23 protein-coding genes are annotated in these 23,015 nt (G+C 65.0%); 10 read left to right on the forward strand and 13 right to left on the reverse strand.

Annotation, left to right across the window (positions count from 1 at the left end):
* Positions 1 to 59: 59 nt before the first annotated feature.
* The 3 genes from NCR37_RS08405 (at position 60) to NCR37_RS08415 (ending at position 2,024) form a co-directional block, all read left to right on the forward strand.
* Positions 60 to 638, forward strand: a complete 579-nt coding sequence (locus tag NCR37_RS08405) for a peptidylprolyl isomerase (protein ID WP_250472599.1) — start codon at positions 60 to 62, stop codon at positions 636 to 638.
* Positions 639 to 711: 73 nt separating this feature from the next.
* Positions 712 to 1,203 (forward strand): peptidylprolyl isomerase, encoded by a 492-nt coding sequence (locus tag NCR37_RS08410; RefSeq protein WP_175944174.1) that lies wholly within the window; start codon positions 712 to 714, stop codon positions 1,201 to 1,203.
* Positions 1,204 to 1,214: 11 nt separating this feature from the next.
* Complete coding sequence (locus NCR37_RS08415) at positions 1,215 to 2,024, forward strand: UDP-2,3-diacylglucosamine diphosphatase (RefSeq protein WP_250472600.1); 810 nt, start codon at positions 1,215 to 1,217, stop codon at positions 2,022 to 2,024.
* Here the strand turns inward: NCR37_RS08415 and cysE are convergent.
* A complete protein-coding gene (cysE, locus tag NCR37_RS08420; RefSeq protein WP_250472601.1) occupies positions 2,019 to 2,813 on the reverse strand; it encodes a serine O-acetyltransferase in 795 nt (264 codons plus the stop codon). The genes NCR37_RS08415 and cysE overlap by 6 nt on opposite strands.
* Positions 2,814 to 2,983: 170 nt before the next feature.
* On the reverse strand, positions 2,984 to 3,751 hold the full coding sequence (locus tag NCR37_RS08425; RefSeq protein WP_250472602.1) for an RNA methyltransferase: 768 nt from the start codon (positions 3,749 to 3,751) through the stop codon (positions 2,984 to 2,986).
* Between the two features lie 269 nt (positions 3,752 to 4,020).
* Here NCR37_RS08425 and NCR37_RS08430 point away from each other — a divergent pair, with 269 nt between their 5' ends.
* The 5 genes from NCR37_RS08430 to NCR37_RS08450 all read left to right on the forward strand — a co-directional run bounded on the left by NCR37_RS08430 (position 4,021) and on the right by NCR37_RS08450 (position 11,148).
* On the forward strand, positions 4,021 to 4,824 hold the full coding sequence (locus NCR37_RS08430; RefSeq protein WP_250472603.1) for an inositol monophosphatase family protein: 804 nt from the start codon (positions 4,021 to 4,023) through the stop codon (positions 4,822 to 4,824).
* A gap of 208 nt (positions 4,825 to 5,032) precedes the next feature.
* Positions 5,033 to 6,331 (forward strand): lysophospholipid transporter LplT, encoded by a 1,299-nt coding sequence (gene lplT, locus NCR37_RS08435; protein ID WP_250472604.1) that lies wholly within the window; start codon positions 5,033 to 5,035, stop codon positions 6,329 to 6,331.
* A gap of 182 nt (positions 6,332 to 6,513) precedes the next feature.
* Positions 6,514 to 6,882 carry an ElaB/YgaM/YqjD family protein gene (locus NCR37_RS08440; protein WP_250472605.1) on the forward strand — a complete coding sequence of 123 codons (369 nt, stop codon included), beginning with the start codon at positions 6,514 to 6,516 and terminating at the stop codon, positions 6,880 to 6,882.
* 293 nt (positions 6,883 to 7,175) lie between these two features.
* Positions 7,176 to 9,800: a DNA mismatch repair protein MutS gene (gene mutS / locus NCR37_RS08445; protein ID WP_250472827.1), complete on the forward strand. Its 2,625-nt coding sequence runs from the start codon at positions 7,176 to 7,178 to the stop codon at positions 9,798 to 9,800.
* A complete protein-coding gene (locus tag NCR37_RS08450) occupies positions 9,763 to 11,148 on the forward strand; it encodes a hypothetical protein (RefSeq protein ID WP_250472606.1) in 1,386 nt (461 codons plus the stop codon). The genes mutS and NCR37_RS08450 overlap by 38 nt, the downstream gene beginning before the upstream one ends.
* A 52-nt stretch (positions 11,149 to 11,200) precedes the next feature.
* Here the strand turns inward: NCR37_RS08450 and NCR37_RS08455 are convergent, their stop codons facing one another.
* Entirely contained in the window at positions 11,201 to 11,746 is a 546-nt protein-coding gene (locus NCR37_RS08455; protein ID WP_244846782.1) for an FKBP-type peptidyl-prolyl cis-trans isomerase, read from the reverse strand.
* Between the two features lie 33 nt (positions 11,747 to 11,779).
* Here NCR37_RS08455 and NCR37_RS08460 point away from each other — a divergent pair, with 33 nt between their 5' ends.
* Together NCR37_RS08460 and NCR37_RS08465 are read left to right on the forward strand one after the other, a co-directional pair.
* Complete coding sequence (locus NCR37_RS08460; RefSeq protein ID WP_250472607.1) at positions 11,780 to 13,018, forward strand: cupin domain-containing protein; 1,239 nt, start codon at positions 11,780 to 11,782, stop codon at positions 13,016 to 13,018.
* A 264-nt stretch (positions 13,019 to 13,282) separates the two neighbouring features.
* Positions 13,283 to 13,537: a hypothetical protein gene (locus tag NCR37_RS08465; protein ID WP_236572749.1), complete on the forward strand. Its 255-nt coding sequence runs from the start codon at positions 13,283 to 13,285 to the stop codon at positions 13,535 to 13,537.
* A 111-nt stretch (positions 13,538 to 13,648) separates the two neighbouring features.
* Here NCR37_RS08465 and NCR37_RS08470 read toward each other — a convergent pair whose 3' ends face one another.
* The 10 genes from NCR37_RS08470 to NCR37_RS08515 all read right to left on the reverse strand — a co-directional run bounded on the left by NCR37_RS08470 (position 13,649) and on the right by NCR37_RS08515 (position 22,845).
* The gene (locus NCR37_RS08470) at positions 13,649 to 14,422 is read right to left on the reverse strand and encodes an MBL fold metallo-hydrolase (RefSeq protein ID WP_250472608.1); all 774 of its coding nucleotides are present in this window, start codon (positions 14,420 to 14,422) and stop codon (positions 13,649 to 13,651) included.
* A gap of 19 nt (positions 14,423 to 14,441) precedes the next feature.
* Positions 14,442 to 15,584, reverse strand: a complete 1,143-nt coding sequence (gene bamC, locus NCR37_RS08475; protein ID WP_250472609.1) for an NlpB/DapX family lipoprotein — start codon at positions 15,582 to 15,584, stop codon at positions 14,442 to 14,444.
* 186 nt (positions 15,585 to 15,770) lie between these two features.
* The gene (gene dapA / locus NCR37_RS08480) at positions 15,771 to 16,700 is read right to left on the reverse strand and encodes a 4-hydroxy-tetrahydrodipicolinate synthase (RefSeq protein ID WP_502800504.1); all 930 of its coding nucleotides are present in this window, start codon (positions 16,698 to 16,700) and stop codon (positions 15,771 to 15,773) included.
* Positions 16,701 to 16,787: 87 nt separating this feature from the next.
* Complete coding sequence (locus NCR37_RS08485) at positions 16,788 to 17,396, reverse strand: class I SAM-dependent methyltransferase (protein WP_250472611.1); 609 nt, start codon at positions 17,394 to 17,396, stop codon at positions 16,788 to 16,790.
* Positions 17,396 to 18,598, reverse strand: a complete 1,203-nt coding sequence (locus NCR37_RS08490) for a tryptophan--tRNA ligase (protein ID WP_175944195.1) — start codon at positions 18,596 to 18,598, stop codon at positions 17,396 to 17,398. The genes NCR37_RS08485 and NCR37_RS08490 overlap by 1 nt, the downstream gene beginning before the upstream one ends.
* Before the next feature lie 4 nt (positions 18,599 to 18,602).
* Complete coding sequence (locus NCR37_RS08495) at positions 18,603 to 19,268, reverse strand: site-2 protease family protein (protein WP_159836517.1); 666 nt, start codon at positions 19,266 to 19,268, stop codon at positions 18,603 to 18,605.
* A 97-nt stretch (positions 19,269 to 19,365) separates the two neighbouring features.
* A complete protein-coding gene (locus tag NCR37_RS08500; protein WP_250472612.1) occupies positions 19,366 to 19,995 on the reverse strand; it encodes an L-threonylcarbamoyladenylate synthase in 630 nt (209 codons plus the stop codon).
* 147 nt (positions 19,996 to 20,142) lie between these two features.
* Positions 20,143 to 20,973: a 3',5'-nucleoside bisphosphate phosphatase gene (locus NCR37_RS08505; protein ID WP_206468250.1), complete on the reverse strand. Its 831-nt coding sequence runs from the start codon at positions 20,971 to 20,973 to the stop codon at positions 20,143 to 20,145.
* An 89-nt stretch (positions 20,974 to 21,062) separates the two neighbouring features.
* Positions 21,063 to 21,947, reverse strand: a complete 885-nt coding sequence (locus NCR37_RS08510; RefSeq protein ID WP_250472613.1) for an alpha/beta fold hydrolase — start codon at positions 21,945 to 21,947, stop codon at positions 21,063 to 21,065.
* A 49-nt stretch (positions 21,948 to 21,996) separates the two neighbouring features.
* Positions 21,997 to 22,845, reverse strand: coding sequence for a ferritin-like domain-containing protein (locus tag NCR37_RS08515; RefSeq protein WP_250472614.1), 849 nt, complete (start codon positions 22,843 to 22,845; stop codon positions 21,997 to 21,999).
* Positions 22,846 to 23,015 lie beyond the last annotated feature (170 nt).

Here is a 23,015-nt window from a genome sequence, read left to right on the forward strand (position 1 = left end):
CGTCCTGCGCCGCGCAATTGCACGACGCTTTGCATCCATCAATCGAGGATTGGACCTTCATGAAATTGCTGATGTTGGCGCTGTCCGGCGCCGCCCTGATCGCGACCGCCCCCGCCTTTGCTCAGCCCGCGCAGGCCGCGCATCCGAACGTGCTCTTCAAGACGTCGCAAGGCGACATCCGCGTCGAGTTGTATCCGGAGAAGGCGCCAAAGACGGTCGAGAACTTTCTTGCCTACGTGAAGTCCGGTCAATACAGCGGCACGATCTTCCATCGCGTGATTCCGGGCTTCATGATTCAGGGCGGCGGCTACAGCACGAGCTTCGCGGAGAAGCCAACGCGCGCGCCGATTCCGCTCGAAAGCCGCAACGGCCTGAAGAACGCGACCGGCACCATCGCGATGGCTCGCACGAGCGATCCGAATTCGGCAACGGCGCAGTTCTTCATCAATACGGTCGATAATGCCGGCCTCGACTATCCGAACCCGGACGGCAACGGCTATGCCGTGTTCGGCAAGGTGGTCTCGGGCATGGAGGTCGTGAAGAAGATCGAAGGCAGCCCGACCACCACGCGCGGGCCGATGGCCGACGTGCCGCAAAAGCCGACCGTCATCGAGTCGGCCACCGTGGTGTCCCAGTAACACGAACACTCGCGGCGGCGCGCGATGGTCGCGCGCCGCGCATTGCGCTCATTCAACACACCGGAGAAAGAACATGGTCGAACTGCATACGAACCACGGCGTCATCAAGATCGAACTCGACGCGGAAAAAGCGCCGAAGACCGTTGAGAACTTCCTCAACTACGTGAAGAAGGGCCACTACGACAACACGGTGTTCCATCGCGTGATCGACGGCTTCATGATTCAGGGCGGCGGCTTCGAGCCGGGCATGAAGCAGAAGCCGACCGACGCGCCGATCCAGAACGAAGCCAACAACGGCCTCACGAACGACACCGGCACGGTCGCGATGGCGCGCACCAACGACCCGCACTCGGCCACCGCGCAGTTCTTCATCAACGTGAAGGACAACGACTTCCTGAACCACTCGTCGCCGACTCCGCAAGGCTGGGGCTACACGGTGTTCGGCCGCGTCGTCGAAGGTCTGGATGTCGTCGAGAAGATCAAGAAAGTCAAGACGGGCTCGAAGGGCTTCCACCAGGACGTGCCGGTCGATGACGTGATCATCGAGAAGGCCGTGGTGGTCTGATCGTTCATCGCATGATCGATACGAAGTCTTTCGGTCGCGAATCGAAACACGAAGCAGCGGGCAGCGCGCACGTCGCGCGTCCGCTGTTTTTCATTTCGGACCTGCACTTGAGCGAGGCGATACCGAAGACGGTCGCCGCGTTCGAGCATTTCATCGAAGTCACGGCCAGCGAGGCGGACTCCGTTTTCATTCTCGGCGACCTGTTCGAATTCTGGGTCGGCGACGACGTGCTCGATCCCGCCGTGGACCACGAGCGCGCACGCTTCGCGCGGCGCATGACGAAGCTCATGCACACGCTGTCGGAGCGCGGCATCGGGCTGTATGTGATGCACGGCAATCGCGACTTTCTGCTCGGCAAGCGCTTCATGCGCGAAGCCGGCGCCATGCTGCTGCCCGATCCGTATGCGATGACCGCGTTCGGCACGCGCATCGTGCTCGCGCATGGCGACGCGCTGTGCACCGCGGATCGCGCGTATCAGTACTTTCGCCGCTTCGCGCGCAACTCCTACGCGCAACGCGCGTTTCTCGCGCTGCCGCTCGGCGCGCGGCTCGCCATCGGCGAGCGCATGCGAAGCAAAAGCGAAGGCGCGCGCATGAACGGCGTATCGGCGAAATATGACGTGACGCGCAAGGCCGTGTCGGAGCTCTTTATCCGAAGCCGCACGCATACGCTGATTCACGGCCATACGCACCGTCCCGCGATGCATCGCGAAGTGGAAGGCGTGCGCTGGGTGCTGCCCGATTGGGAACTGGATATCGACGCGCCGCGCGGCGGCTATTTACGTCTGGATGCCGGCGGCGTGCGCGCGCTACCGCTATGAGTAACGTTCGGCGCTGCGCGCCTCGCCTTCGATCACTTTGGACAAGCGCTTCAAGTCGAGCAACGCCGCGCCGTCCACGCCGTGCAGCGCCTCGACGCGCGCGCCGAGCCGCTCCAGCGCCGCGACGATCTCGTCGGTGCGCTGCGCCTGCGTCGATGCGTGATCGATCAGGCCGTGAATCGCGAGCGACACGGGATCGTCCGCGTTCGGCGTGATGCCGTACGCGCAGAATGCGGCGCTCGCGTTCTCGCGCGCATCGGGCTTCTTCGCGACCGCCGGCATCACCACGCGCGCCGGATTGCCCACCGCCGTGCCGCCCGCCGGCACCGGCTTCACGACGACCGCGTTCGAGCCGATCTTCGCCTGCGCGCCGACGGTGAAGCTGCCGAGCACCTTCGCGCCGGCGCCCACGATCACGCCTTGCTCGAGCGTCGGGTGCCGCTTCGCGCCGCGCGAGAGCGACGTGCCGCCGAGCGTCACGCCCTGATAGATGGTGCAGTCGTCGCCGACGATAGCCGTCTCGCCGATCACCACGCCCATGCCGTGATCGATGAACACGCGCCGCCCGAGCGTCGCGCCCGGATGAATCTCGATGCCGGTCAGAAAACGCGCGATCTGCGACACGAAGCGCCCAAGCCAGCGCCAGCCGCGGTTCCAGCAGCCGTGCGCGAAACGATGCAGGACGATGGCATGCAGGCCCGGATAACACGTGACGACTTCAAAGACGCTGCGAGCGGCGGGATCGCGCTCACGAATGGCGGCGATGTCTTCGCGAAATCGGTCGAACATGGCGGTGGTCTCGGTCGGGGGAAGAATGGCGCTGGATCGCGCTGGGTCGGGCTTTGCTTTGCTGAGAAAGCGCAAAGCTTATGACGGCGAGCCGTTTTTTGCCGATTGTAGGACGAGCGCGCCGCCGTTGCAGGACGCGCCCGATGCCCCCGATGACAACGCGGTCGCGCTCACGGCTTACCACGCAGAAGAATATGCTTTGCAATGCCTCGAAGAATGTTCACTTCCTCACGTTCGAGACCGGCTCGCGCAAAAAGGCGCCGCACGCGCGACATCAGCTTCTTGGGATTGGCCGGATCGAGGAACGACAGCGCGACCAATGCCTCTTCGAGGTGCGCGTACATGCCTTCGATCTCATCGCTCGGTGCGAGCTGCACCACGGTTTCGCCGGGCGTCGCAACGGGCGCGGCCTGATGAAACGCAAGCCGCAGTTCGTAGGCAAGCACCTGAACCGCCTGCGCGAGATTGAGCGAGCTGTACGCGGGGTTCGCCGGAATATGCGCGAGCGCGCTGCATCGCTCGACATCCGCGTTGGAAAGCCCGGTGCGCTCGTTGCCGAAGACGAGCGCAATGTCGCCGTGATGCGTGAGCTCGCGCGCGCGTTCGCCCACGACACGCGGCGGCATGTGCGGCGGACCGTACTCGCGCGTGCGCGCGGTCAGCGCGACGGACCAGTGCACGCCGACGAGCGCGTCCGCGAGCGAATCGACGACATGTGCACACGCGAGCACGTCGTCCGCGCCGCTCGCCATCGCGATGGCTTCGGCGTCGTTCTTCACGTCGGCGACGCGCGGCGCGACCAGCACGAGGCGCGCGAAGCCCATCGTCTTGAGCGCGCGGGCCGCGGCGCCCACATTGCCCGGATGACTCGGCTCGACAAGGATGAATCGCGTGGACGTGAAGCCGCCGGCGGGGAGAGAAAGATCGTTGGATTCCAAGGCGCGGTTCGTGCTCTGAGTTGCAGGTTGGTTGCTGATAAGTGCGAGACTAACCCGCTATGTTATCGCCGATTGGCCCGGTCGGCCGGCCTCGCTGTGCCCGGCCGCATTCGGGTAAAATGGCCCCTTCGCGCTTCGTGAACGTCTGCGGGCGCCCCGCTCTTATTCAATTCGTCTTTCGTCGACCTTAGTCGTTGTCGCCAACCCGTCTTGCCAACCCATCGCCCGCGCACGTGAGTGCCACGCGCGGCGGTCAAAGGATTTCGCTCATGCATCCGATGCTCAACATCGCTGTCAAGGCCGCGCGCCGCGCCGGACAGATCATCAACCGCGCGTCGCTGGACCTGGACCGCCTCCTCGTCAGCAAGAAGCAGCACAACGACTTCGTGACGGAAGTCGACAAGGCGTCGGAAGCGGCCATCATCGAGACGCTGCGCACCGCCTATCCCGATCATTCGATTCTCGCGGAAGAGTCCGGCCAGGATGATCGCGAATCCGACTATCAGTGGATCATCGATCCGCTCGACGGCACCACCAACTTCATCCACGGCTTCCAGTACTACTGCGTCTCGATCGCGCTCGCGCACAAGGGCACGGTCACGCAAGCCGTCGTCTACGATCCGACGCGCAACGACCTCTTCACCGCGTCGCGCGGCGGCGGCGCGTACCTGAACGAGCGGCGCATTCGCGTCGGCAAGCTGGACCGCCTCTCCGACGCGCTCATCGGCACGGGCTTTCCGTTCCGCGACGGTCAGGGCCTGAACGCCTACACGCGCCTTTTCAGCGAAATGACGATGTCGTGCGCCGGGCTGCGTCGTCCGGGCGCGGCGGCGCTCGATCTTGCGAACGTCGCGGCCGGACGCCTCGACGGCTTTTTCGAGCAAGGCATTCATCCGTGGGACGTCGCCGCGGGCAGCCTGATCGTGACCGAAGCGGGCGGGCTCGTCGGCAACTACACGGGCGAATCGGACTTCCTGTTCCAGAACGAGATCGTCGCCGCGAACCCGAAGGTGTACGCGCAGATGGTCAAGATTCTCGACATGTATTCGCGCACGCGTCTGACGGGCGAATAAGCCGACGCACGCAAAGCAATCGTTCTGCCGGAGCGCGCGCCGCCGCGCTCCGTTTCCGCTGTGTCCGACGGGCGCGCCGCGTGCTCTGCAATGAAACTCGCGCTCGGCTAGAGTGCAATCTTTTGCTTCGCGTTCAGCGGGGCGCGCTTCCTCCCCTTTCCTTCCAGTTTCAGTTGACGGCGCCCCCGCGCCCCGGTCGCACGCATCCATGAAAAAAGGCTTCTTTACGATCATCGCCGCGCAGTTCGTCTCGTCGCTGGCGGACAACGCGCTTCTGATCGCCGCCATCGCGATGCTCGCCGTCGTGCGCTCCGCGCCGTGGGTCACGCCGCTCTTGCAGATTTTCTTCACCGTTTCGTATGTGGTGCTCGCGCCTTTCGTCGGCGCATTCGCCGATGCGCTGCAAAAGCGCCACGTCATGTTCATCTCGAACGCGCTCAAGGCAGGCGGCTGCGCGCTGATGATCGCGGGCGTGCATCCGATGATCGCGTACGGCGTCGTCGGCCTCGGCGCGGCCGCGTACTCGCCGGCCAAGTACGGCATCCTTACCGAACTGCTGCCGCCGCAAAAGCTGATCGCGGCCAACGCGTGGCTCGAATCCGCGACGGTCGGCTCGACCATCATCGGCACGGTGATCGGCGGCGCGCTTGTGAGTCAGGTCGTCGAACGCTGGGTGTCGCAGGCGCATGTGCCGCTCGTTACGAGCGCCGCGCACGCCGCGATGTTCGCCGTCATGCTGATTTACGCAACGGCCGCCGTCATCAACGCGTTCATCCCCGATACGGGCGCGCGCTATCCGAATCTGTTGACGCAGCCGACGCGCCTCGTGCACGACTTTTCACGCTGCTTCAAGGTCTTGTGGAGCGACAAGCTCGCGCAGATCGCGCTCTGGGTCACGACGCTCCTGTGGGGCGCGGCCGTCACGCTGCAACTGCTCGTGCTGAAATGGGCCGATGCGAACCTGGGCTTGTCGCTTTCGAAGGCGGCTGTTCTGCAAGGCATCACGGGCGTCGGCATTGCGCTCGGCGCGGCGGCGGCGTCCGCGTGGATCGCGCTGCGGCAGTCGCTGAAGGTGCTGCCGGTCGGCGTGCTGATCGGGGCGGTGGCGATCGCGATGGCGTTCTACAACAAGGACCTCTTTCCGGCGGGCGCGGGCGTGCACATCGGTCCGTTCTTCGCGCCGGCCTACATACTGATGGCGTATCCGCTGATGATCGCGCTCGGCGGCTTGTCGGGCTTTTTCATTGTGCCGATGAACGCGATACTGCAACATCGCGGCGCGACGCTGCTTTCGGCGGGGCATTCGATCGCCGTGCAGAATTTCAACCAGAACCTCGCCGTGCTCGCGATGCTCGGCGCCTATGCGCTGCTCCTGACCGAGAAGGTGCCGGTGCAATGGATCATCGTCGTGTTCGGCGTCTTCGTCTGCGGGATGATGGCGCTCGCCATGCGCCGCCATACGCGCAACGAACGCGAAGTGGATCTGGGCGCGCTCGTCGAGGAATGAACCTTGCTTGTCCGTTGAATCCGGCTGCATGCGTCGGCGTCTGAACAAGGGAGGAAACGACGGCGCACGGTTTGAGTCGTAACAGCAGGGAACGCGCATCAGCGCAAGAGGCCGCGCGGGCCGCATCATGTCACAGTTCGCGCGCAGCCATTCTCCGGCACGTCAAATAAAGGAGCAATGAAATGGGACTGTTTTCACGTTCGACGCTCGACAGCAAGATCAATGGCGCAGCCGATGTCGGCCAGCGCGCCGTGCGCGGTGCGGGCGATGTCGTCGATTCGGCGACCGACCAGCTGCGCAGCCTGCTCGACGATCTGGAAAGCTCGCTTCAGGGCGCGAAGGATATCGACGCCGACCGCCTGCGCAAGCAACTGCAATCGAAGCTGAAGTTCGCGCGCTCGCAGATGGACGGCGCCAGCTCGGCCATCACCGACAAGCTCGGTGATGCAGCGGGCTACGCCGACGACTTCGTCCATGACAAGCCGTGGCACACGCTCGGCGCGGTGGCGGGCCTCGCGCTGCTCGTCGGCTTTCTGGCGGGACGCTCCTGAGTATCGCGCCTGCTTTGCCTGTGACACCGGGGCCGCCGCAGGGCGGCCCCGCTTCCTTTTGCGTCGCCCCGTCGTGCGGCCTATGTCTTTCGGCCGCCTCCGTCGTCTGACTACGACGGGTTAAACTCTTGCACTATCGGCTGAATCGCGGCTGAGCGCGCGTTGCGTTCGGCCCGTTGGCTCTTACCGCACGCAAGATGGGCAATCACACGGCAACTCCCGACTCTCCTTCCGCACCGGCCGCCGCCGCGCTTCCGGCGGCGCTTCCCGCCGACTTTGCGCAGCATACGCCGATGATGCAGCAGTACCTGCGCATCAAGGCGGAGCATCCCGGCACGCTCGTCTTCTATCGCATGGGCGATTTTTACGAGCTCTTCTTCGACGATGCCGAGAAAGCCGCGCGCCTTCTCGATCTCACGCTCACGCAGCGGGGCGCGTCCGGTGGCAATCCGATCCGCATGGCGGGCGTGCCGCATCACGCGTGCGAGCAATATCTCGCAAAGCTCGTGAAGCTCGGCGAGTCGGTTGCCATTTGCGAACAGATCGGCGATCCGGCCGCGTCGAAAGGGCCGGTCGAGCGCAAGGTGGTGCGCGTGGTCACGCCCGGCACGCTCACCGACGCCGCACTGCTGTCCGATAAGAGCGATGTCTATCTGCTCGCGCTCTGCCCCGCGCACAACCGGCGCGGCGTGGTGACGAGCGTCGGCCTCGCCTGGCTCAATCTGGCGAGCGGCGCGCTGCGGCTCGCGGAAGTCGCGCCCGAGCAAGTGGCGGCGGCGCTGGAACGCATTCGTCCGTCGGAGACGCTCATCGCCGATACCGTCACCGACATGCAGGCGACGTTCGGCGTCGTCAATCTGGCCGCGCCGACGCGCGTGCCCGCCTGGCACTTCGATGTCGGCTCCGGCACGCAGCGCCTTCGCGAGCAACTCAACGTCGCGAGCCTCGACGGCTTCGGCGGCGAAACGCTCACCTGCGCGTGCGGCGCGGCGGGCGCGCTCTTGCTCTACGCCGCCGCGACGCAAGGGCAGCAGTTGCGCCATGTGCGCAGCCTGAAAGTCGAGCATGAGTCGGAGTACATCGGGCTCGACCCGGCGACGCGCCGCAATCTCGAACTGACCGAAACGCTGCGCGGCACCGAATCGCCGACGCTCTGTTCGCTGCTCGATACCTGCTGCACGAGCATGGGCAGCCGCCTGTTGCGTCACTGGCTGCATCATCCGCCGCGCGATGCGTCCGTCGCGCAGGCTCGCCAGCATGCGATCGGCGCGTTGCTCGACGCGCCGGCGGGGAGCGGTCTCGACGCGTTGCGCACGGCGCTTCGCAAGATCTCGGACATCGAACGCATCACGGGGCGGCTCGCGCTGCTCTCGGCGCGCCCGCGTGATTTGTCGAGCCTGCGCGACACTTTCGCCGCGCTGCCCGAGCTTCAGACGCTCGTCGCCGCGTTGCCCGCGCAGCCGGCGGCGCTCGCGCGCATCGGCGCGGCGCTCGAACCGCCGCACGAATGCCTCGATCTGCTCTCAAACGCCATCGCGCCCGAGCCGGCCGCGCTGATTCGAGACGGCGGCGTGATTGCGCGCGGCTACGACGCCGATCTCGACGAACTGCGCAATATTTCGGAGAACTGCGATCAATTCCTGATCGACCTCGAAGCACGCGAGCGCGCACGCACGGGCATCGGCAATCTGCGCGTCGAGTACAACCGCGTGCATGGCTTCTATATCGAAGTGACGCGCGGCCAGGCCGACAAGGTGCCGGACGATTACCGGCGCCGTCAGACGCTCAAGAACGCGGAGCGGTACATCACGCCCGAGCTCAAGGCGTTCGAGGACAAGGCGCTGTCGGCGCAGGAACGCGCGCTGGCCCGCGAACGCGCGCTTTATGAAGCGCTGCTGCAGAACCTGTTGCCGTTTCTCGAAGACTGTCAGCGCGTCGCGAGCGCGCTCGCCGAGCTGGACTTGCTCGGCGCGTTCGCCGAGCGGGCGCGCGCGCTCGACTGGATCTCGCCGGAGTTCGCGGTGGACGCCGGCATCGATATCGAACAAGGACGACACCCGGTCGTCGAAGCGCAGGTCGAGCAGTTCATCGCGAACGACTGTTGCCTGAATGACGACCGCAAGCTGTTGCTGATCACCGGCCCCAACATGGGCGGTAAATCGACGTTCATGCGGCAGACGGCGCTGATTGCGCTGATGGCGTATGTCGGCAGCTACGTGCCGGCCAGGCGCGCACGTTTCGGCGCGCTCGATCGTATCTTCACGCGCATCGGCGCAGCCGACGATCTCGCGGGCGGCCGGTCCACGTTCATGGTCGAGATGACCGAAGCCGCCGCCATTCTCAACGACGCCACCGCGTCCAGCCTCGTCCTCATGGACGAGATTGGCCGCGGCACCTCGACGTTCGACGGCCTCGCGCTCGCGTGGGCCATCGCGCGGCATCTGCTGTCGCACAACCACTGCTATACGCTCTTCGCGACGCATTATTTCGAACTGACGCAGTTGCCCACCGAGTTCGCGCAGGCGGCGAACGTACACTTGTCGGCGGTCGAGCACGATCACGGCATCGTGTTCCTGCATTCGGTCAACGAAGGCCCCGCGAACCAGAGCTACGGCTTGCAGGTCGCGCAACTCGCGGGCGTTCCGGCGGCGGTGATCCGCGCCGCGCGCAAGCATCTCGTGCATCTGGAGCAGCAGTCCATCGGGCAGCCGACCGCGCAGTTCGATCTTTTCGCGAGCCCGCCCTACGCGTTCGACGACGAAGCGGATAGCGAACCCGCCGCGCAACCCGCGCCCGATCATCCGGTGCTCGACAAACTGCGCGCGCTCGATCCAAACGACCTGCGTCCGCGCGATGCGCTTGATTTGCTGTACGAACTGCATGAACTGGCGAATCAAGCGCCGGATGCGTCGCACTGAGCGCATCGGCGGCACGGGCGCGTCGCGTCTTTTGCGCGCGGCCGCACGGGTTTGCAACGGCGTCTTCCTAACGGCGCTGTTGGCGGGCGCGGCGGTTCAGGCACACGCCCAAACTGGCGATCCGCTCACCTTCGCTGTCATCTCGGACGCGCTCACCCGCCCTGCCGACGAAGCGCCTGTGCGTCAAATGCTCGATGCCATCGCGCGGGATCGCAACGTCGGTTTCGTTCTCTACGACGGCAACGTGAAAGGTCCTACTGAGCCGTGCCGCGACAGCATTTATCAGTCGCGGCGCGATTTGCTGGATGCATCGCGAACGCCGCTCGTGCTGGTGCTCGGCCAGCACGACTGGGCCGACTGCGCGCTGACGCATGGCGGCGCGTACGATCCCGTCGAGCGGCTCGACTTCGTTCGGCAGCTTTTCTTCGCGGACGCCAGCTCGCTGGGACAGAATCCGCTCACGCTCACGCGCGAAAGCGAGGTTGCGCGCTTTCGGCCGTTTCGCGAAAACGTGCGCTGGCAGGCCGAAGGCATTGCGTTCATCGGCCTGAATGCGCCGAGTCCGAACAACCATTATCTGACGGCAGGCGGGCGCAACGGCGAGTTCGAGGATCGCGCCGTCGCGACGACGTTCTGGCTCGATCACGCTGCGGAATCGGCGCGGCGCGCGGGCATGCGCGCGCTCGTCATCGTGCTGCAGGGCGATCCGGACTTCGCGCGTTACGAACGGCGCGACCGTTTCGCGTGGCTGCGCTTTTCGCGCGCCAACGAGCCGCGCGATGGCTTTCTCGAACTGAAACGCTCGCTCGTGAAAGCGGCGGAGACGTTCCGCGGGCCGGTTATCGTGATTCATCGAACTGAGGCGTCCGAGCCGAACGGTTTTCATATCGATCAGCCGCTGCGCAACGACAAGGGGCTGACCGTGACGAATCTGACGCGCGTCGCGCTTTCGCTGAAGCGACCGCAGTCACAATGGCTGGAAGTGGTCAGCGACCCGCGATGGCATCCGCCGTTTCGGCTGCGGGTGCGTGATGTACACGACGTACACGACGTACGCAGCGCGCAGGAACCCCGCAAGCGCGATGCGACGGAGCCGAAAGCAGAGACGCCCGCGCAGTCCGCGCCATCGAGCGCGCCTTACGGCTCCTATCCTGACTACGTGCCCGCTGCGCCCGCTTCGACACCGCCCGCGCTGCCGCGCAACGACCTGCCTGCGCAGATTCCCGCGCCGCCGTCGCTCATGCAGCCGGCGTCGGGCTTGCCGCCCATTCTGACGCCGCCGCAAGCGTTGCCGCCTATTCTCCCGGTGCCCGCGTCGGGCGTGTCCGCCAACGGCACCGGGCAATAAAAAAGCGCAGCCGAAGCTGCGCTTTGCGACGACGCTGGGAACCGGGATGCGCTTAGTGCAGCGTCGGGCCGGAGTCCGTGCGCGGCTCGTCGTCGTCTTCGTCTTCATCCAGCACTTCGAGGCCGTCCACGCCATGCGCGTGCTGATGCTTGACCTCGTCTTCCGTGGCGGTACGCACTTCCTGCACCGACAGCGCAAAGCGCAGCGCCATGCCTGCAAGCGGATGATTGCCGTCGAGCACCACTTTGTCTTCCGCGACATCCGTCACCGTATAGATGAGCGCGTCGAGATCATCGTCGCTGTCTTCGGGCGTGCCTTCGAACTGCATGCCCACTTCCAGCGGTTCCGGAAAGCGGCTGCGCTCTTCGATCTTGACGAGCTCGGGATCGTATTCGCCGAACGCATCTTGCGGCTCGAGCTGGATGAGCGTTTCATAACCAGGCTCGCGACCGTCCAGCGCTTCCTCGATCTTGGGGAACGTGCCATCATAGCCGCCGTGCAGATAGACCATCGGCTCGTCGCTCTCTTCGATCAGATTGCCTTGCGCATCCGATAGCTTGTAGGCGACCGAAACGACAGTGTCTTTCGCAATTTTCATTGAATCCTCCAAGATACAAGCCTCGATTATACGATGCGCCAGCGGCCCTCAGACGTTCCTACCTTACCCCTTCCCAGCCTTTCCGAGCCCTCCGGCGCGCCGCTTCCCGACGAGATCACACCGTTGTTGGGCAACCGCACGCCGCGACAGTTCATGCGGCGTTACTGGCAGAAAAAACCGCTTCTGATCCGTCAGGCGATCCCCGGCCTGTCGGCGCCCGTTCCGCGCGACGACCTGTTCGAACTCGCCGATCTCGACGACGTCGAATCGCGCCTCATCACGCATTTTCGCAATACGTGGAATCTCGAGACCGGCCCGTTCGCGCCGGACGAACTGCCTTCCGTCAGGAAACGCGAATGGACATTGCTCGTGCAAGGCGTGAACCTGCACGACGAGCGCGCGCATGCGCTGATGAACCGTTTTCGCTTCATTCCTGACGCGCGTCTCGACGACCTCATGATCTCTTACGCCACCGACGGCGGCGGTGTCGGTCCGCACTTCGACTCTTATGATGTCTTTCTGTTGCAAGTGCACGGCAAGCGGCGCTGGCGCATCGGCGCGCAGCGCGATCTCTCGCTAAAACCCGGCCTGCCGTTGAAAGTTTTACAGCACTTCGAGCCCGAAGAAGAATGGGTGCTGGAGCCGGGCGACATGCTGTATCTGCCGCCGCATATCGCGCACGACGGTATCGCCGAAGGCGAATGCATGACGTGCTCGATTGGCTTTCGCGCCCCATCGGCTCGTGAACTCACCGCGCAGTTTCTCTATCACCTGGCAGAGCGCGCGGGCGAGGAATCGAACGGGGGCAAAGCCGATGCGCGCTACCGCGATCCTGCGCAGCCGCCGGTCGCGACGCCGGGCGAGTTGCCGGCGCTCCTCGTCGAGCGCGTTGGCGCGATCCTTGCGAAGCTCACCTGGAGTGAGAAGGACGTTGCGGAGTTTCTCGGAAGTTATCTGAGTGAGCCGAAAGCCAATGTCGTTTTCGATCCGCCGTCGCGCGCGCTTAATGAGCAAAAATTTGTTGAGAGGGCGAAAAAGACAGGGATCAGACTAGATAGAAAGACGAATTTGCTCTACAACACGCACTCGTATTTCGTTAATGGCGAAGCGGCCGCGTTATCCGCAAAGGCTAAAAAGTGGCTGCCGGAGTTGGCCGACACAAGGCGTCTGGAAGCGAAACGCTTTGTAACACTTACAGACGATTCGGCAATGACATCCCTGCTGCACGAGTGGTATCGTGCGGGCTGGATTCAGACGGACCCGCCGGCCTGAAACGCTTGGCGTGAAAGCGTCGCGCGATTCACCGAAGGCCCTGGTTTTGCTGTTCCGCAATACGAAAGTTTGTATGAGAAAGACAACGTACCGTCCCCGCATTTATCGACGGTCGTTACGAAAGTGCCTATAATTTCCGGCCAAGCCGTGTAGGTCTCACACAAAAAGAATTGTGAGGCTCCACAGCGGCCCAGGTCGGTGTTGGAGCACACATTACCGGTACTTTGCGCTGTTGCTTACCTTTAACCATAAAAGGACGTGATCATGAAGAAATCCCTCCTCGTAGCATCCCTGTTGGCTGCTGTTGCCCTGGCTGCATGCAACAAGTCTAGCGATACGGCTGCTCCGAGCGCTGCAAGCGATTCGTCGGCTGCTTCGGCTCCGGCTGCTGCCGCTTCGGACGCAAACGCTGCTGCATCGAGCGCATCGGCCGCTGCAAGCGACGCAGCTTCGGCAGCTGGCGCTGCTTCGGACGCTGCTGCTTCGTCGGCTGCTCCGGCTTCGGGCGCAAGCCAGTAAGGCCATCAGGCTTTACGCCAGCGCATGACGCCTGGCAGGGCCGCTTGATGCGGCCCATACAAAAAAACCGGCTCGCGCCGGTTTTTTTGTTTGTGCTCGCGGGTTCGCTGCCTATAGCGTCAACCAGTCGAAGCCATCCGCTTGCGATGCCACCACGACATCCTCCGCCGACGCGCCGAGCACCGCCGCGAGCGCGGCCTGCGCGAGATGCGGCAGATTGTTTTGCTGACTCAGATGCGCGGCCACCAGATGCCGCATCTTGGAACGATCGAGCGATGCGAGAATCGCGGCGGCGGCATCGTTATTCAGGTGTCCATGCGTCCCGCCGATGCGCGCCTTAAGCGACGCCGGATAGCGGCTTGCGGCAAGCATCGCGAGATCATGGTTGGATTCGAGCACGAGGGCGTCGCAACCGCTTAGAACGCTTGTGATATGCGGCGTCGCCACGCCGACATCAGTCAGGACACCGAGACGGCTCGCGCCATCCGAAAAGACATACTGCAGCGGCTCGCGCGCGTCGTGCGGCACGGTGTACGGCAGCAGGCTGACATCGCCGATGGCGACGCTCTCGTCGCCCCACAGCACGCGCAGGTCGACCTTCGCTTCGTCTGCGCCGACCGCCCGCGCGGTGCCCCAGCTCATATACAGCGGAATGGACCACTTGCGCGCCAGCGTCAGCGCGCTGCCGATATGGTCCGTGTGCTCGTGCGTGATGACGATGGCATCGAGTTGCGCCGCAGTACACCCGAGCCGCGCGAGCCGGCGCTCGACTTCCTTCGCGGAAAAACCGCAATCGAGCAGCACGCGCGTGGTGGTCGTGCCGCTCGTCGACTCGACGAGCAACGCGTTGCCCTCACTGCCGCTACCCAGACTGGCGAATCTCACAATCGCTTTGCGCCCGGGCTTAGTTGAGTTGCGCGTGGAGCAGCGACACGATGCGCTGTGCATCGGACGAGTTGTCCGGCTGGCCGTTCGCATCGACGACGGCGACCTGCGTGAGCGCATCCGCCTTCGGACGAACGTTCACGAGAAACTGACGCGTGGGCTTCGGCGAATTGCTGGAGAACAGCTTGCCGAGGAGACCTTCCTTCTTCAGCTCCGCCATCGAATCCGAATAGTGCACGTAGTAGATGCCCTTCTCGCGGTCGCGATTGTCGACCGTGAAGTTCGTGCGATCCAGCGCGAGGCCGACGCGCAGCCATGCGCGGTCGAACGGCTCCGCGAGATCCAGCGTCGAGGTGCCCGCCGTCTGCTCGACGGCCACCTTTGCGCCGGCGGGACGCGCCTGCGCGATCAGCTGCTTCGATTGATCTTCGGTCAGGCCGAACTTCTGCATCATCTTCGCGAGGAACGCAGCTTCGAGCGCCGGATTGCGCGGACGCGTTTCCCAGCGCGACGACGTCTTGTCCTGACCCGTCAGCACTTCTTCCATCGCGCTATGCGTGACCGAGATATCGGTCGAGCCGTCCGACGCGCGATCCACTTGCGTGCGGAACATGTCGCGCGTGCCCGACGAATACGCGAAGTCGAGCAGCTTGCCGACGCTGTTGCGGAACCAGTCATTCGGAATATTCGCGCGATTCTCGGCCCAGTCGGTTGCCATGATGCCGGTCTGCGCCGAGTCGGTCTTCAGCGTGAAGCCGTTTTCGGTCCAGAACTCCTGCAACTGCGGCCAGACCTGATCCGGCGAACGGCCATCCACGACGAGCCAGCGGCGGTCGCCGTCGCTCTCGACGTGCATGCCGTAGGGGTCCTGCGCATTCGGCACGCCGAGCGTCAGGTTGCCTGCGGGCGTCGCGTTGCGCTGCGCGGTGCCGCCGAGCGTGTTGATCGGCGGCGGCGCGGCGTAACGCTGGCTGATGTCGGCCGTGCTCAGATCGGACGGCACGTTGAGCGACGGCGCGGTTTCAGCGGCCTTGTAGTTCACGCGATCAGGCGCGAGCCAGTCGTTCAGCGTGTCGCAACCCGCCAGCGAGAAGATGACGCCGGCGCCAAGCGACAGCACGCTCAGGCGTTTGGCTTGGGTAAGAAGAGTGGAGTGTTTCATGAGGTCCTTCTTTGCTGCAGATGACGTGCTCTTACGCATGGCCTCACGTCGGTCGCGCGTGCGAACGCGGGCAGGCGAGGCCGATGAGCGGCGGTTGATGACGGGTCGCGATCGCTTCGATCACATGCAGCGGCGCCGTCGAATTCGATGTGTCGTCGATATCGCGAGTGCGCCGCCGCGCTTCGGTCAAGCGAGCAGCCCGGCGCTTTGCAGCGCGCCACGCACGATGTCGTGAAAGCGCGCGTCGAGCGGCGTAAGCGGCAGGCGGATGCCGCCTTCCATGCGGCCGAGCGCTTGCAGCGCCCATTTCGCCGGAATCGGGTTGGATTCGCAGAACAGTTGCTTGTGCAGTTCCAGGAGGCTCAGATGAATGCGGCGCGCGGTCATCGCGTCACCTGCGAGCGCGGCGCGGCACAGCTCGCTCATCTGCTTCGGCGCGACGTTCGCCGTCACCGAGATATTGCCGTGGCCGCCGAGCAGCATCAGCGCGATGGCCGTGGGATCGTCGCCGCTGAAAATGGCGAAATCGGCCGGCGCGTGCTTGATGAGATGCGCCGCGCGATCGATGTTGCCGGTCGCTTCCTTCACGCCGATGATGCCCGGCACTTCGGCCAGGCGCAGGATCGTCTCGTTGCTCATGTCGGCAACGGTGCGGCCCGGCACGTTATAGAGAATCACCGGAAGATCGACGGCTTCCGCGATCGCGCGAAAGTGCCGATACATGCCCTCTTGCGTCGGCTTGTTGTAGTACGGCACGACTTGCAGCGTGGCATCCGCCCCGACTTTCTTCGCCTGCTTCGAGAGTTCGATGGCTTCAGCCGTCGAATTGCCGCCTGCGCCCGCGATAATCGGGAACCGCTTGGCTGCGTGCTCGACTGCCGTCTGCACCATCAGAACGTGCTCTTCGACCGACAACGTGGCCGACTCGCCGCTCGTTCCCACGACGACGAGCCCGTTCGAGCCCTGCTCGACATGCCAGTCGATCAGCTTACGAAACGCCGGCAGATCGAGACTACCGTCCTCGTGCATCGGTGTGACGATGGCAGGGATGCTGCCGCGAATCCGGAGGCCGCCGCCGGTTCCGCCGCTGGTTCCGCCGTTTGATCCGCCGTTCATTCCGCCGTTAGATCCGTTAGTCATGAAACTCTATGAATTTAATCGTGAATTTAATCGCAAAGAGCGATATTACGCGATTGTAGCGGATTAGCCCGCCAAATCGTAACGAGGCGAACCCGGAGACGTGTTACCAACCGTGAGCGGTTTTTCGGCGCCGGACGGCACGCTATTCGTTGCCTGTGACTCGCGGACAGCGCAGATTCGCTGCACACAGGCAGCACGCGGACGTTCGACGTAACCATCTTCGTACGCGATCACGCGAAGCTGGCCGCGCACCGCGTCGAGCAATTCGCCGGGCGCGAGCAGAAACGCGGGATTCGATGGCTTGCCGATGCGCTCGTTGCCCGCCGCGAACGTCTCGTAGATGAGCACGCCGCCAGGCGCGAGCGCGTCGATCAGATGACCGAAGAGCGGCCGGTGCAGATAGTTCGTGACGACGACCGCGCCGAACCGGCGATCGGCCGAAAGCGGCCACGGCGCGCCTTCGAGATCGGCGGCGAGCGTCGTGACGCCTTCACAAGCAGAGAGCGACGCAAGCGCCTCGACGTCGCGATCGAGCGCGAGCACCGCGTGACCGCGCCCGGCGAACCAGCGCGCGTGGCGTCCGCTGCCCGACGCGACATCGAGCACGTGGGCGCCGGGCGCAACGAGATGCGCCCAGCGCGTGACCCAGCCCTTCGGCGTGCCGGCTTCCATCAGTTGTACGACAGGCCCATGGCTTCGCGCACGTCGCGCATGGTCTCCGTCGCGAACTTGCGCGCCTTGTCGCAGCCATCGGCGACGATCGCGCGCAGAAGCGACGGATCGTCCATGTACTTTTGCGCGCGTTCGAGCATTGGCTGCTGCTCGCGCAGGATGCCTTCGATCACCGGCTGCTTGCAGTCGAGGCAACCGATGCCCGCGCTGCGGCAGCCCTGCTGCACCCACTTGTGCGTCTCTTCGTCGGTGTAGACCTGATGCAGTTGCCACACCGGGCACTTGTCCGGATCGCCCGGATCGGTGCGGCGCACGCGCGCCGGGTCGGTCGGCATCGTGCGCACTTTCTTCGTGATGGTCTCGGCGTCTTCGCGCAGGCCGATGGTGTTGCCGTACGACTTCGACATCTTCTGCCCGTCGAGGCCCGGCATGCGCGAGGCTTCCGTTAAGAGCACCTGCGGCTCGACGAGAATCAGCTTGCGCGCGCCTTCGAGATAGCCGAACAGGCGTTCGCGGTCGCTCATCGACAGGCTCTGCGATTCCTGCAGCATCGCGCGAGCTTGTTCGAGCGCCTCGTCGTCGCCTTCCTGCTGATACGCGACGCGCAGTTCGTGATACAGCTTCGCGCGCTTGCCGCCGAGCTTCTTCGCCGCTTCCAGCGCCTTCTCTTCGAAGTCCGGCTCCTTGCCGTAGAGATAATTGAAGCGGCGCGCGATCTCGCGCGTCATTTCGACGTGCGGCACCTGATCTTCGCCGACCGGCACCAGCGACGCGCGATACAGCAGAATGTCCGCCGCCATCAGCACCGGATAGCCGAGAAAGCCGTACGTGGACAGGTCCTTCTCCTTCAGCTTCTCGATCTGCTCCTTGTAGGTCGGCACGCGTTCGAGCCAGCCGAGCGGCGTGCCCATGCCGAGCAGGAGCGACAATTCCGCGTGTTCAGGCACGCGGCTCTGGATGAAGAGCGTGGCCTGCGCCGGATCGATGCCCGATGCGAGCCAGTCGATCAGCACTTCCCAGACGTTTTTCTCGATGACCTCGGGCGTCTCGTAGTGCGTGGTGAGCGCGTGCCAGTCCACGACCGCGAAGAAGCACGGATACTCGGACTGCAGCCGCACCCAGTTTTTCAGCACGCCGTGATAGTGGCCGAGGTGCAGCGACCCGGTGGGCCGCATGCCGGAGAAGATACGGTCAGGGAACATGATCTTAGGGAAAGAGTGAAGCGAAGGGATTCAGAATGGCCGACACCGCCGCATAGCCTACGTTCACGAGCGGGCCGAGCCAGAAGCGCGTCAGCGCGTTGGTCATGATGAGCGCCATCACGATCCAGAAACCGTACGGCTCGATTTTCTGAAAGGCAAGCGACGCGCGCACCGGCAACAGCGCCGACAGAATGCGCCCGCCGTCGAGCGGCAGCAGCGGAAAGAGATTGAGCACGCCGAACACCAGATTCACGCCGACGCCTGCTGCCGCCATGCGCGTGAAGAACGGTTCATCGACATGAAAGGCGGCGAGCAGCACCGCGAGCACGCCCCACAGGAGCGCCTGCACGAAGTTGCTGCCCGGACCCGCCGCCGCGACCCACAGGCCGCCCCAGCGGGGATTGCGCAGATTGCCGAACGCGACCGGAACCGGCTTCGCGTAGCCGAACATGAACGCCCCGCTCGTCACGAAATACAGCACGATGGGAATGACGATGGTGCCAATCGGATCGATGTGGCGCATCGGATTCATGGAAACGCGGCCGAGCACATAAGCCGTGTTGTCGCCGAGCAGGCGCGCGGCGTAGCCATGCGCGGCCTCGTGCAGCGTGATCGCGAAGATCACCGGGAGCGCGTAGACCGCGATGGTTTGTATCAGGGAAGGATCCATAGGGCGCTATTGTATCAAGCGGGCAGGCGTCGGCAGGCGCGGCGCGGCTTGCGCGCGGCGGTTCTTGCGTTGCGAAGGCGCAGGCGGAACGCCGCGCTCACGCCGTCAGGCCGAACGGCTCCAGACTGCCCCGGCCCGCGCGCACCAGCACCGGCTCGCCGCCCGTCAGGTCGATCACCGTGGACGGCTCGGCCGGGCACGCGCCCGCATCGATCACAAGTTCGATCTGCTTTTCCAGCCGCTCGCGGATTTCCTCGGCGTCGTTGAGCGGCTCGGTCTCGCCCGGCAGGATCAGGGTGGAGGCGAGCAGCGGCTCGCCGAGCGCGCCGAGCAGCGCGAGCGTGATCTCGTGATCCGGCACGCGCAGCCCGATGGTCTTGCGCGACGGATGCGACAGCCTGCGCGGCACTTCCTTCGTCGCCTGCAGCACGAACACGTACGGTCCCGGCGTGACCGATTTGATCAGCCGATACTGCCGGTTGTCGACCATCGCGAAGTTGGCGAGCTCGGACAGATCGCGCACGAGCAGCGACAGCAGTTGCTTGTCGTCGATGCCGCGAATGCGCCGCAGCCGCTCGACGGCGGTCTTGTCGTCCAGATGGCAGGCGAGCGCGTAGCTCGAATCGGTCGGCAGCGCGACGATGCCGCCGTCCTTGACGATCTGCACCGCCTGATTGATCAGACGCGGCTGCGGATTATCCGGATGAATGCGAAAGAATTGGGACATGGGGACGCCTTGTTGTGTCGTTCTTGCCCGTGGACGCGTCGGCCTCGCGCGTGAGTGCGCGAGCGCGACGCTTCGGCCAAACCGTGCGTGCGATGGATGCCGTGAGGCAAGGACCGTGCGCGTGCGCGCAAGGCACGCGCCGAGGTGTTACAGCCAGCGCGCCCAGACGGGCGTGAGGTCCTCGGGCAGCGGCGGAAGCCGGCCCAGATCGACGCGCCCTTCCCCCGGCCCGTGAAAGTCCGAACCGCGCGACGCCTCGAAGCCGTAACGGCGCGCGACATCAGCGTACTCGCGGTACTGGTCGGGCGTATGACTGCCGGTCACGACTTCGATGGCCTTGCCGCCCAACTCGATGAACTCGTCGAAAAGCGCGGCGAACTGGACCGGCGTGTAGTCGTAGCGGCCCGGATGCGCGATGATCGGCTCGCCGCCTGCGTCGCGAATCCACTGCATCGCATCCGCGAGCTTCGCCCAGCGATGGCCGACGAAGCCCGGCTTGCCGTCGCCGAGATAGCGCGCGAACACGTCGGAAGTCGTCTCTGCGTAGCCTTCGTCGACGAGAAAGCGCGCGAAATGCGTGCGCGAGATCATGTCGGGGTCGTCGGTATAGCGCAGCGCGCCTTCGTACGCGTTCGGAATGCCAACGGCCGCGAGCGCCTCGCCGATGGCCACGCCCCGCGCGGCGCGTCCGTTGCGCGTCGAAGCGAGGCCGTTGACGAGCGCCTGATTCTCCGGATCGACGTTCATGCCGACCACATGCACCGTCCGCGACGCCCACGTCACCGAAATCTCGACGCCCGGCAGATAGCGCATGCCGAGCGCCTCGGCCGCCGCGCGCGCCTCGCGCTGTCCGCCCAGTTGATCGTGGTCGGTCAGCGACCACACCTGAACGCCGCCCGCATGCGCGCGCGCCGCCACTTCGGCGGGCGAAAGCTGGCCGTCGGAGACGGTGGAGTGGCAATGCAGATCGGCGTTAATGGTCGGCTTCATGGAATGTCATTTTACTTGAACGGCATGGAACAACGCTTACCCCGATGACCGCGCCGCGGCCAGCCAAGGCCCGGCCGTCACGCGCAGAACGACTCGATCAGCGCGGCGATGCGCTCGGGCTGGTCGTGATGGATCATGTGCCCCGCATCGCCGACGACCTCCTCGCGCCAGTCGGGAAACGCGGCGAAGCGCGTCTTGAACTCGGCGATGGGCATCGAGCCCGCGAAGCTCTCGAGCGTCGGCGACCCTTCCGCCTCCACGTGCAGCACTTTCGCCTGCACGCGCGACCAGACGGCCATCACCTCGTCGAGGCGATACAGCACTGGGCTACGCAGCTTGTGTGCCGGGTCCGCGAGCAGATGAAACGCGCCGTCCGCCTCCTGCCGCGACCAGTGCTGCGCGAGAAAACGCGCCCGCGACCGGGCAAGACGCGGATTCGTGCGGATCAGCCGGTCGGCCACTTCGTCGAGGCTCGCATAGGGGCGCAGCGGCGGCGGCGCGCGCAGATCGTCGAGCCATCGCGTGAGCGCGCCCGCCGCCTGCGAGGGACGCGTCGCGGGCAGTCCGAAGCCTTCGAGATCCACCACGCGCCGCACGCGCGCCGGCCGCGCGCCCGCGTAGAGCAGCGCGACGTTCGCGCCCATGCTGTGGCCGACCAGATCGACCTGCCCCGCGGGCGCGTAATGGTCGAGAAGCGCGTCGAGGTCGGCGAGATAGTCGGGAAAGTAGTAGTGCCCGCCGCCCTTTTGCGCGACCGGCCAGTCCGACAGGCCGAAGCCGCGCGCATCCGGCGCGAGCACTTGCCAGTCGCCCGCGAGCGCGTCGACCACGAACTGGAACGACGCCGCGACGTCCATCCAGCCGTGCAGCATGAACAGCATGGGCGCGTCGGGCGAACCCCAGCGGCGCACGTGCAGGCGCACGCCGCGCGCATCGACGAACTCGGAGCGCGATTCTTTCATGGTCCGCCTCGGGAAATTCGTGAAAAAGGATGACCGTTCAGTATAGCGGCTACGCCGATGCGTCGAGTCCCGCCAGCGCGCGGAGTTCGGCCTCGTCGAAACCGGCGTCGCGGCGCGCTTCGAAGTTGAACGGGCCGCGCAGCCTGGGCGCGTGATATTGCTCGGCGAGCCGTTCGTAGGTAACGTGCGGATCGAGCGCCGCGTTGTCGCAGAGAAAGCGGAACCAGCGGTTGCCGATCAGCACATGGCCGATCTCGTCGCGCAGGATCACGTCGAGAATGGCTGCCGACGCGTGATCGCCCGCCTGCGCGAGCCGCTTGCGGATGGGTGGCGACGCGTCGAGGCCGCGCGCCTCCAGCGTGCGCGGCACGAGCGCCATGCGCGCGAGCACGTCGCCGCGCGTGCGCTCGGCCATTTCCCAGAGTCCGTCGTGCGCGGGGAAGTCGCCGTAAGCGTGTCCGAATTCGGCGAGACGCGCGCGCAGCAGCGAGAAGTGATGCGCTTCTTCGGCGGCGACCTTGAGCCAGTCGACGTAGAAATCGGCGGGCATGGACGGAAAGCGCCACACGGCGTCGAGCGCGAGGTTGATCGCGTTGAATTCGATGTGCGCGAGCGCGTGAAGCAGCACCGCGCGCCCGGCTTCCGACTGCATGCCGCGGCGCTTGAGCGACGACGGCTCGACGAGTTCCGGCCGCGCCGGGCGTCCCGGCAGATCGCCGGGATCGACAAGCGCAAGCGCCGGATCGACTGGCAACGCGCCGGATCGCACGCTCTCGTAAAGAGAACGAGCCCGTTCCGCCTTCGCGACCGGCTCGCGTTCGCGCAGGATCGCGAGCGCCGCGCGACGCGCGCAGAAGGTGTCGCACGGAAAATCGGCGGGCGGGGGGAAATTCGGCATGACAGCGGCTAACAGGAAGAGAAAGGCCCGGAGGCGAAATGCCGCAACCGGCTAAAATGATGATGCGGCAGGGCAAAACACCGCGCAACTATAGCGCCCGTACGCGCAGAGACGCGCAAAAACGCGCATTCTAGCGCCGCGCGGCCGGCATCCATCATCGAAGACGCAAG

The sequence above is a fragment of the Caballeronia sp. GAFFF1 genome, from assembly GCF_023630705.1.
In the GTDB taxonomy this organism is placed as follows: domain Bacteria; phylum Pseudomonadota; class Gammaproteobacteria; order Burkholderiales; family Burkholderiaceae; genus Caballeronia.

Bases quoted from the DNA above. Each gene is read 5' to 3' on its own strand.
- NCR37_RS08405 (WP_250472599.1), top strand. From the start codon at position 60: ATGAAATTGCTGATGTTGGCGCTGTCCGGCGCCGCCCTGATCGCGACC.
- NCR37_RS08410 (WP_175944174.1), top strand. From the start codon at position 712: ATGGTCGAACTGCATACGAACCACGGCGTCATCAAGATCGAACTCGAC.
- NCR37_RS08415 (WP_250472600.1), top strand. From the start codon at position 1,215: ATGATCGATACGAAGTCTTTCGGTCGCGAATCGAAACACGAAGCAGCG.
- cysE (WP_250472601.1), bottom strand. From the start codon at position 2,813: ATGTTCGACCGATTTCGCGAAGACATCGCCGCCATTCGTGAGCGCGAT.
- NCR37_RS08430 (WP_250472603.1), top strand. From the start codon at position 4,021: ATGCATCCGATGCTCAACATCGCTGTCAAGGCCGCGCGCCGCGCCGGA.
- lplT (WP_250472604.1), top strand. From the start codon at position 5,033: ATGAAAAAAGGCTTCTTTACGATCATCGCCGCGCAGTTCGTCTCGTCG.
- NCR37_RS08440 (WP_250472605.1), top strand. From the start codon at position 6,514: ATGGGACTGTTTTCACGTTCGACGCTCGACAGCAAGATCAATGGCGCA.
- mutS (WP_250472827.1), top strand. From the start codon at position 7,176: ATGATGCAGCAGTACCTGCGCATCAAGGCGGAGCATCCCGGCACGCTC.
- NCR37_RS08450 (WP_250472606.1), top strand. From the start codon at position 9,763: ATGAACTGGCGAATCAAGCGCCGGATGCGTCGCACTGAGCGCATCGGC.
- NCR37_RS08455 (WP_244846782.1), bottom strand. From the start codon at position 11,746: ATGAAAATTGCGAAAGACACTGTCGTTTCGGTCGCCTACAAGCTATCG.
- NCR37_RS08460 (WP_250472607.1), top strand. From the start codon at position 11,780: ATGCGCCAGCGGCCCTCAGACGTTCCTACCTTACCCCTTCCCAGCCTT.
- NCR37_RS08465 (WP_236572749.1), top strand. From the start codon at position 13,283: ATGAAGAAATCCCTCCTCGTAGCATCCCTGTTGGCTGCTGTTGCCCTG.
- bamC (WP_250472609.1), bottom strand. From the start codon at position 15,584: ATGAAACACTCCACTCTTCTTACCCAAGCCAAACGCCTGAGCGTGCTG.
- dapA (WP_502800504.1), bottom strand. From the start codon at position 16,700: ATGAACGGCGGATCAAACGGCGGAACCAGCGGCGGAACCGGCGGCGGC.
- NCR37_RS08485 (WP_250472611.1), bottom strand. From the start codon at position 17,396: ATGGAAGCCGGCACGCCGAAGGGCTGGGTCACGCGCTGGGCGCATCTC.
- NCR37_RS08490 (WP_175944195.1), bottom strand. From the start codon at position 18,598: ATGTTCCCTGACCGTATCTTCTCCGGCATGCGGCCCACCGGGTCGCTG.
- NCR37_RS08495 (WP_159836517.1), bottom strand. From the start codon at position 19,268: ATGGATCCTTCCCTGATACAAACCATCGCGGTCTACGCGCTCCCGGTG.
- NCR37_RS08500 (WP_250472612.1), bottom strand. From the start codon at position 19,995: ATGTCCCAATTCTTTCGCATTCATCCGGATAATCCGCAGCCGCGTCTG.
- NCR37_RS08510 (WP_250472613.1), bottom strand. From the start codon at position 21,947: ATGAAAGAATCGCGCTCCGAGTTCGTCGATGCGCGCGGCGTGCGCCTG.
- NCR37_RS08515 (WP_250472614.1), bottom strand. From the start codon at position 22,845: ATGCCGAATTTCCCCCCGCCCGCCGATTTTCCGTGCGACACCTTCTGC.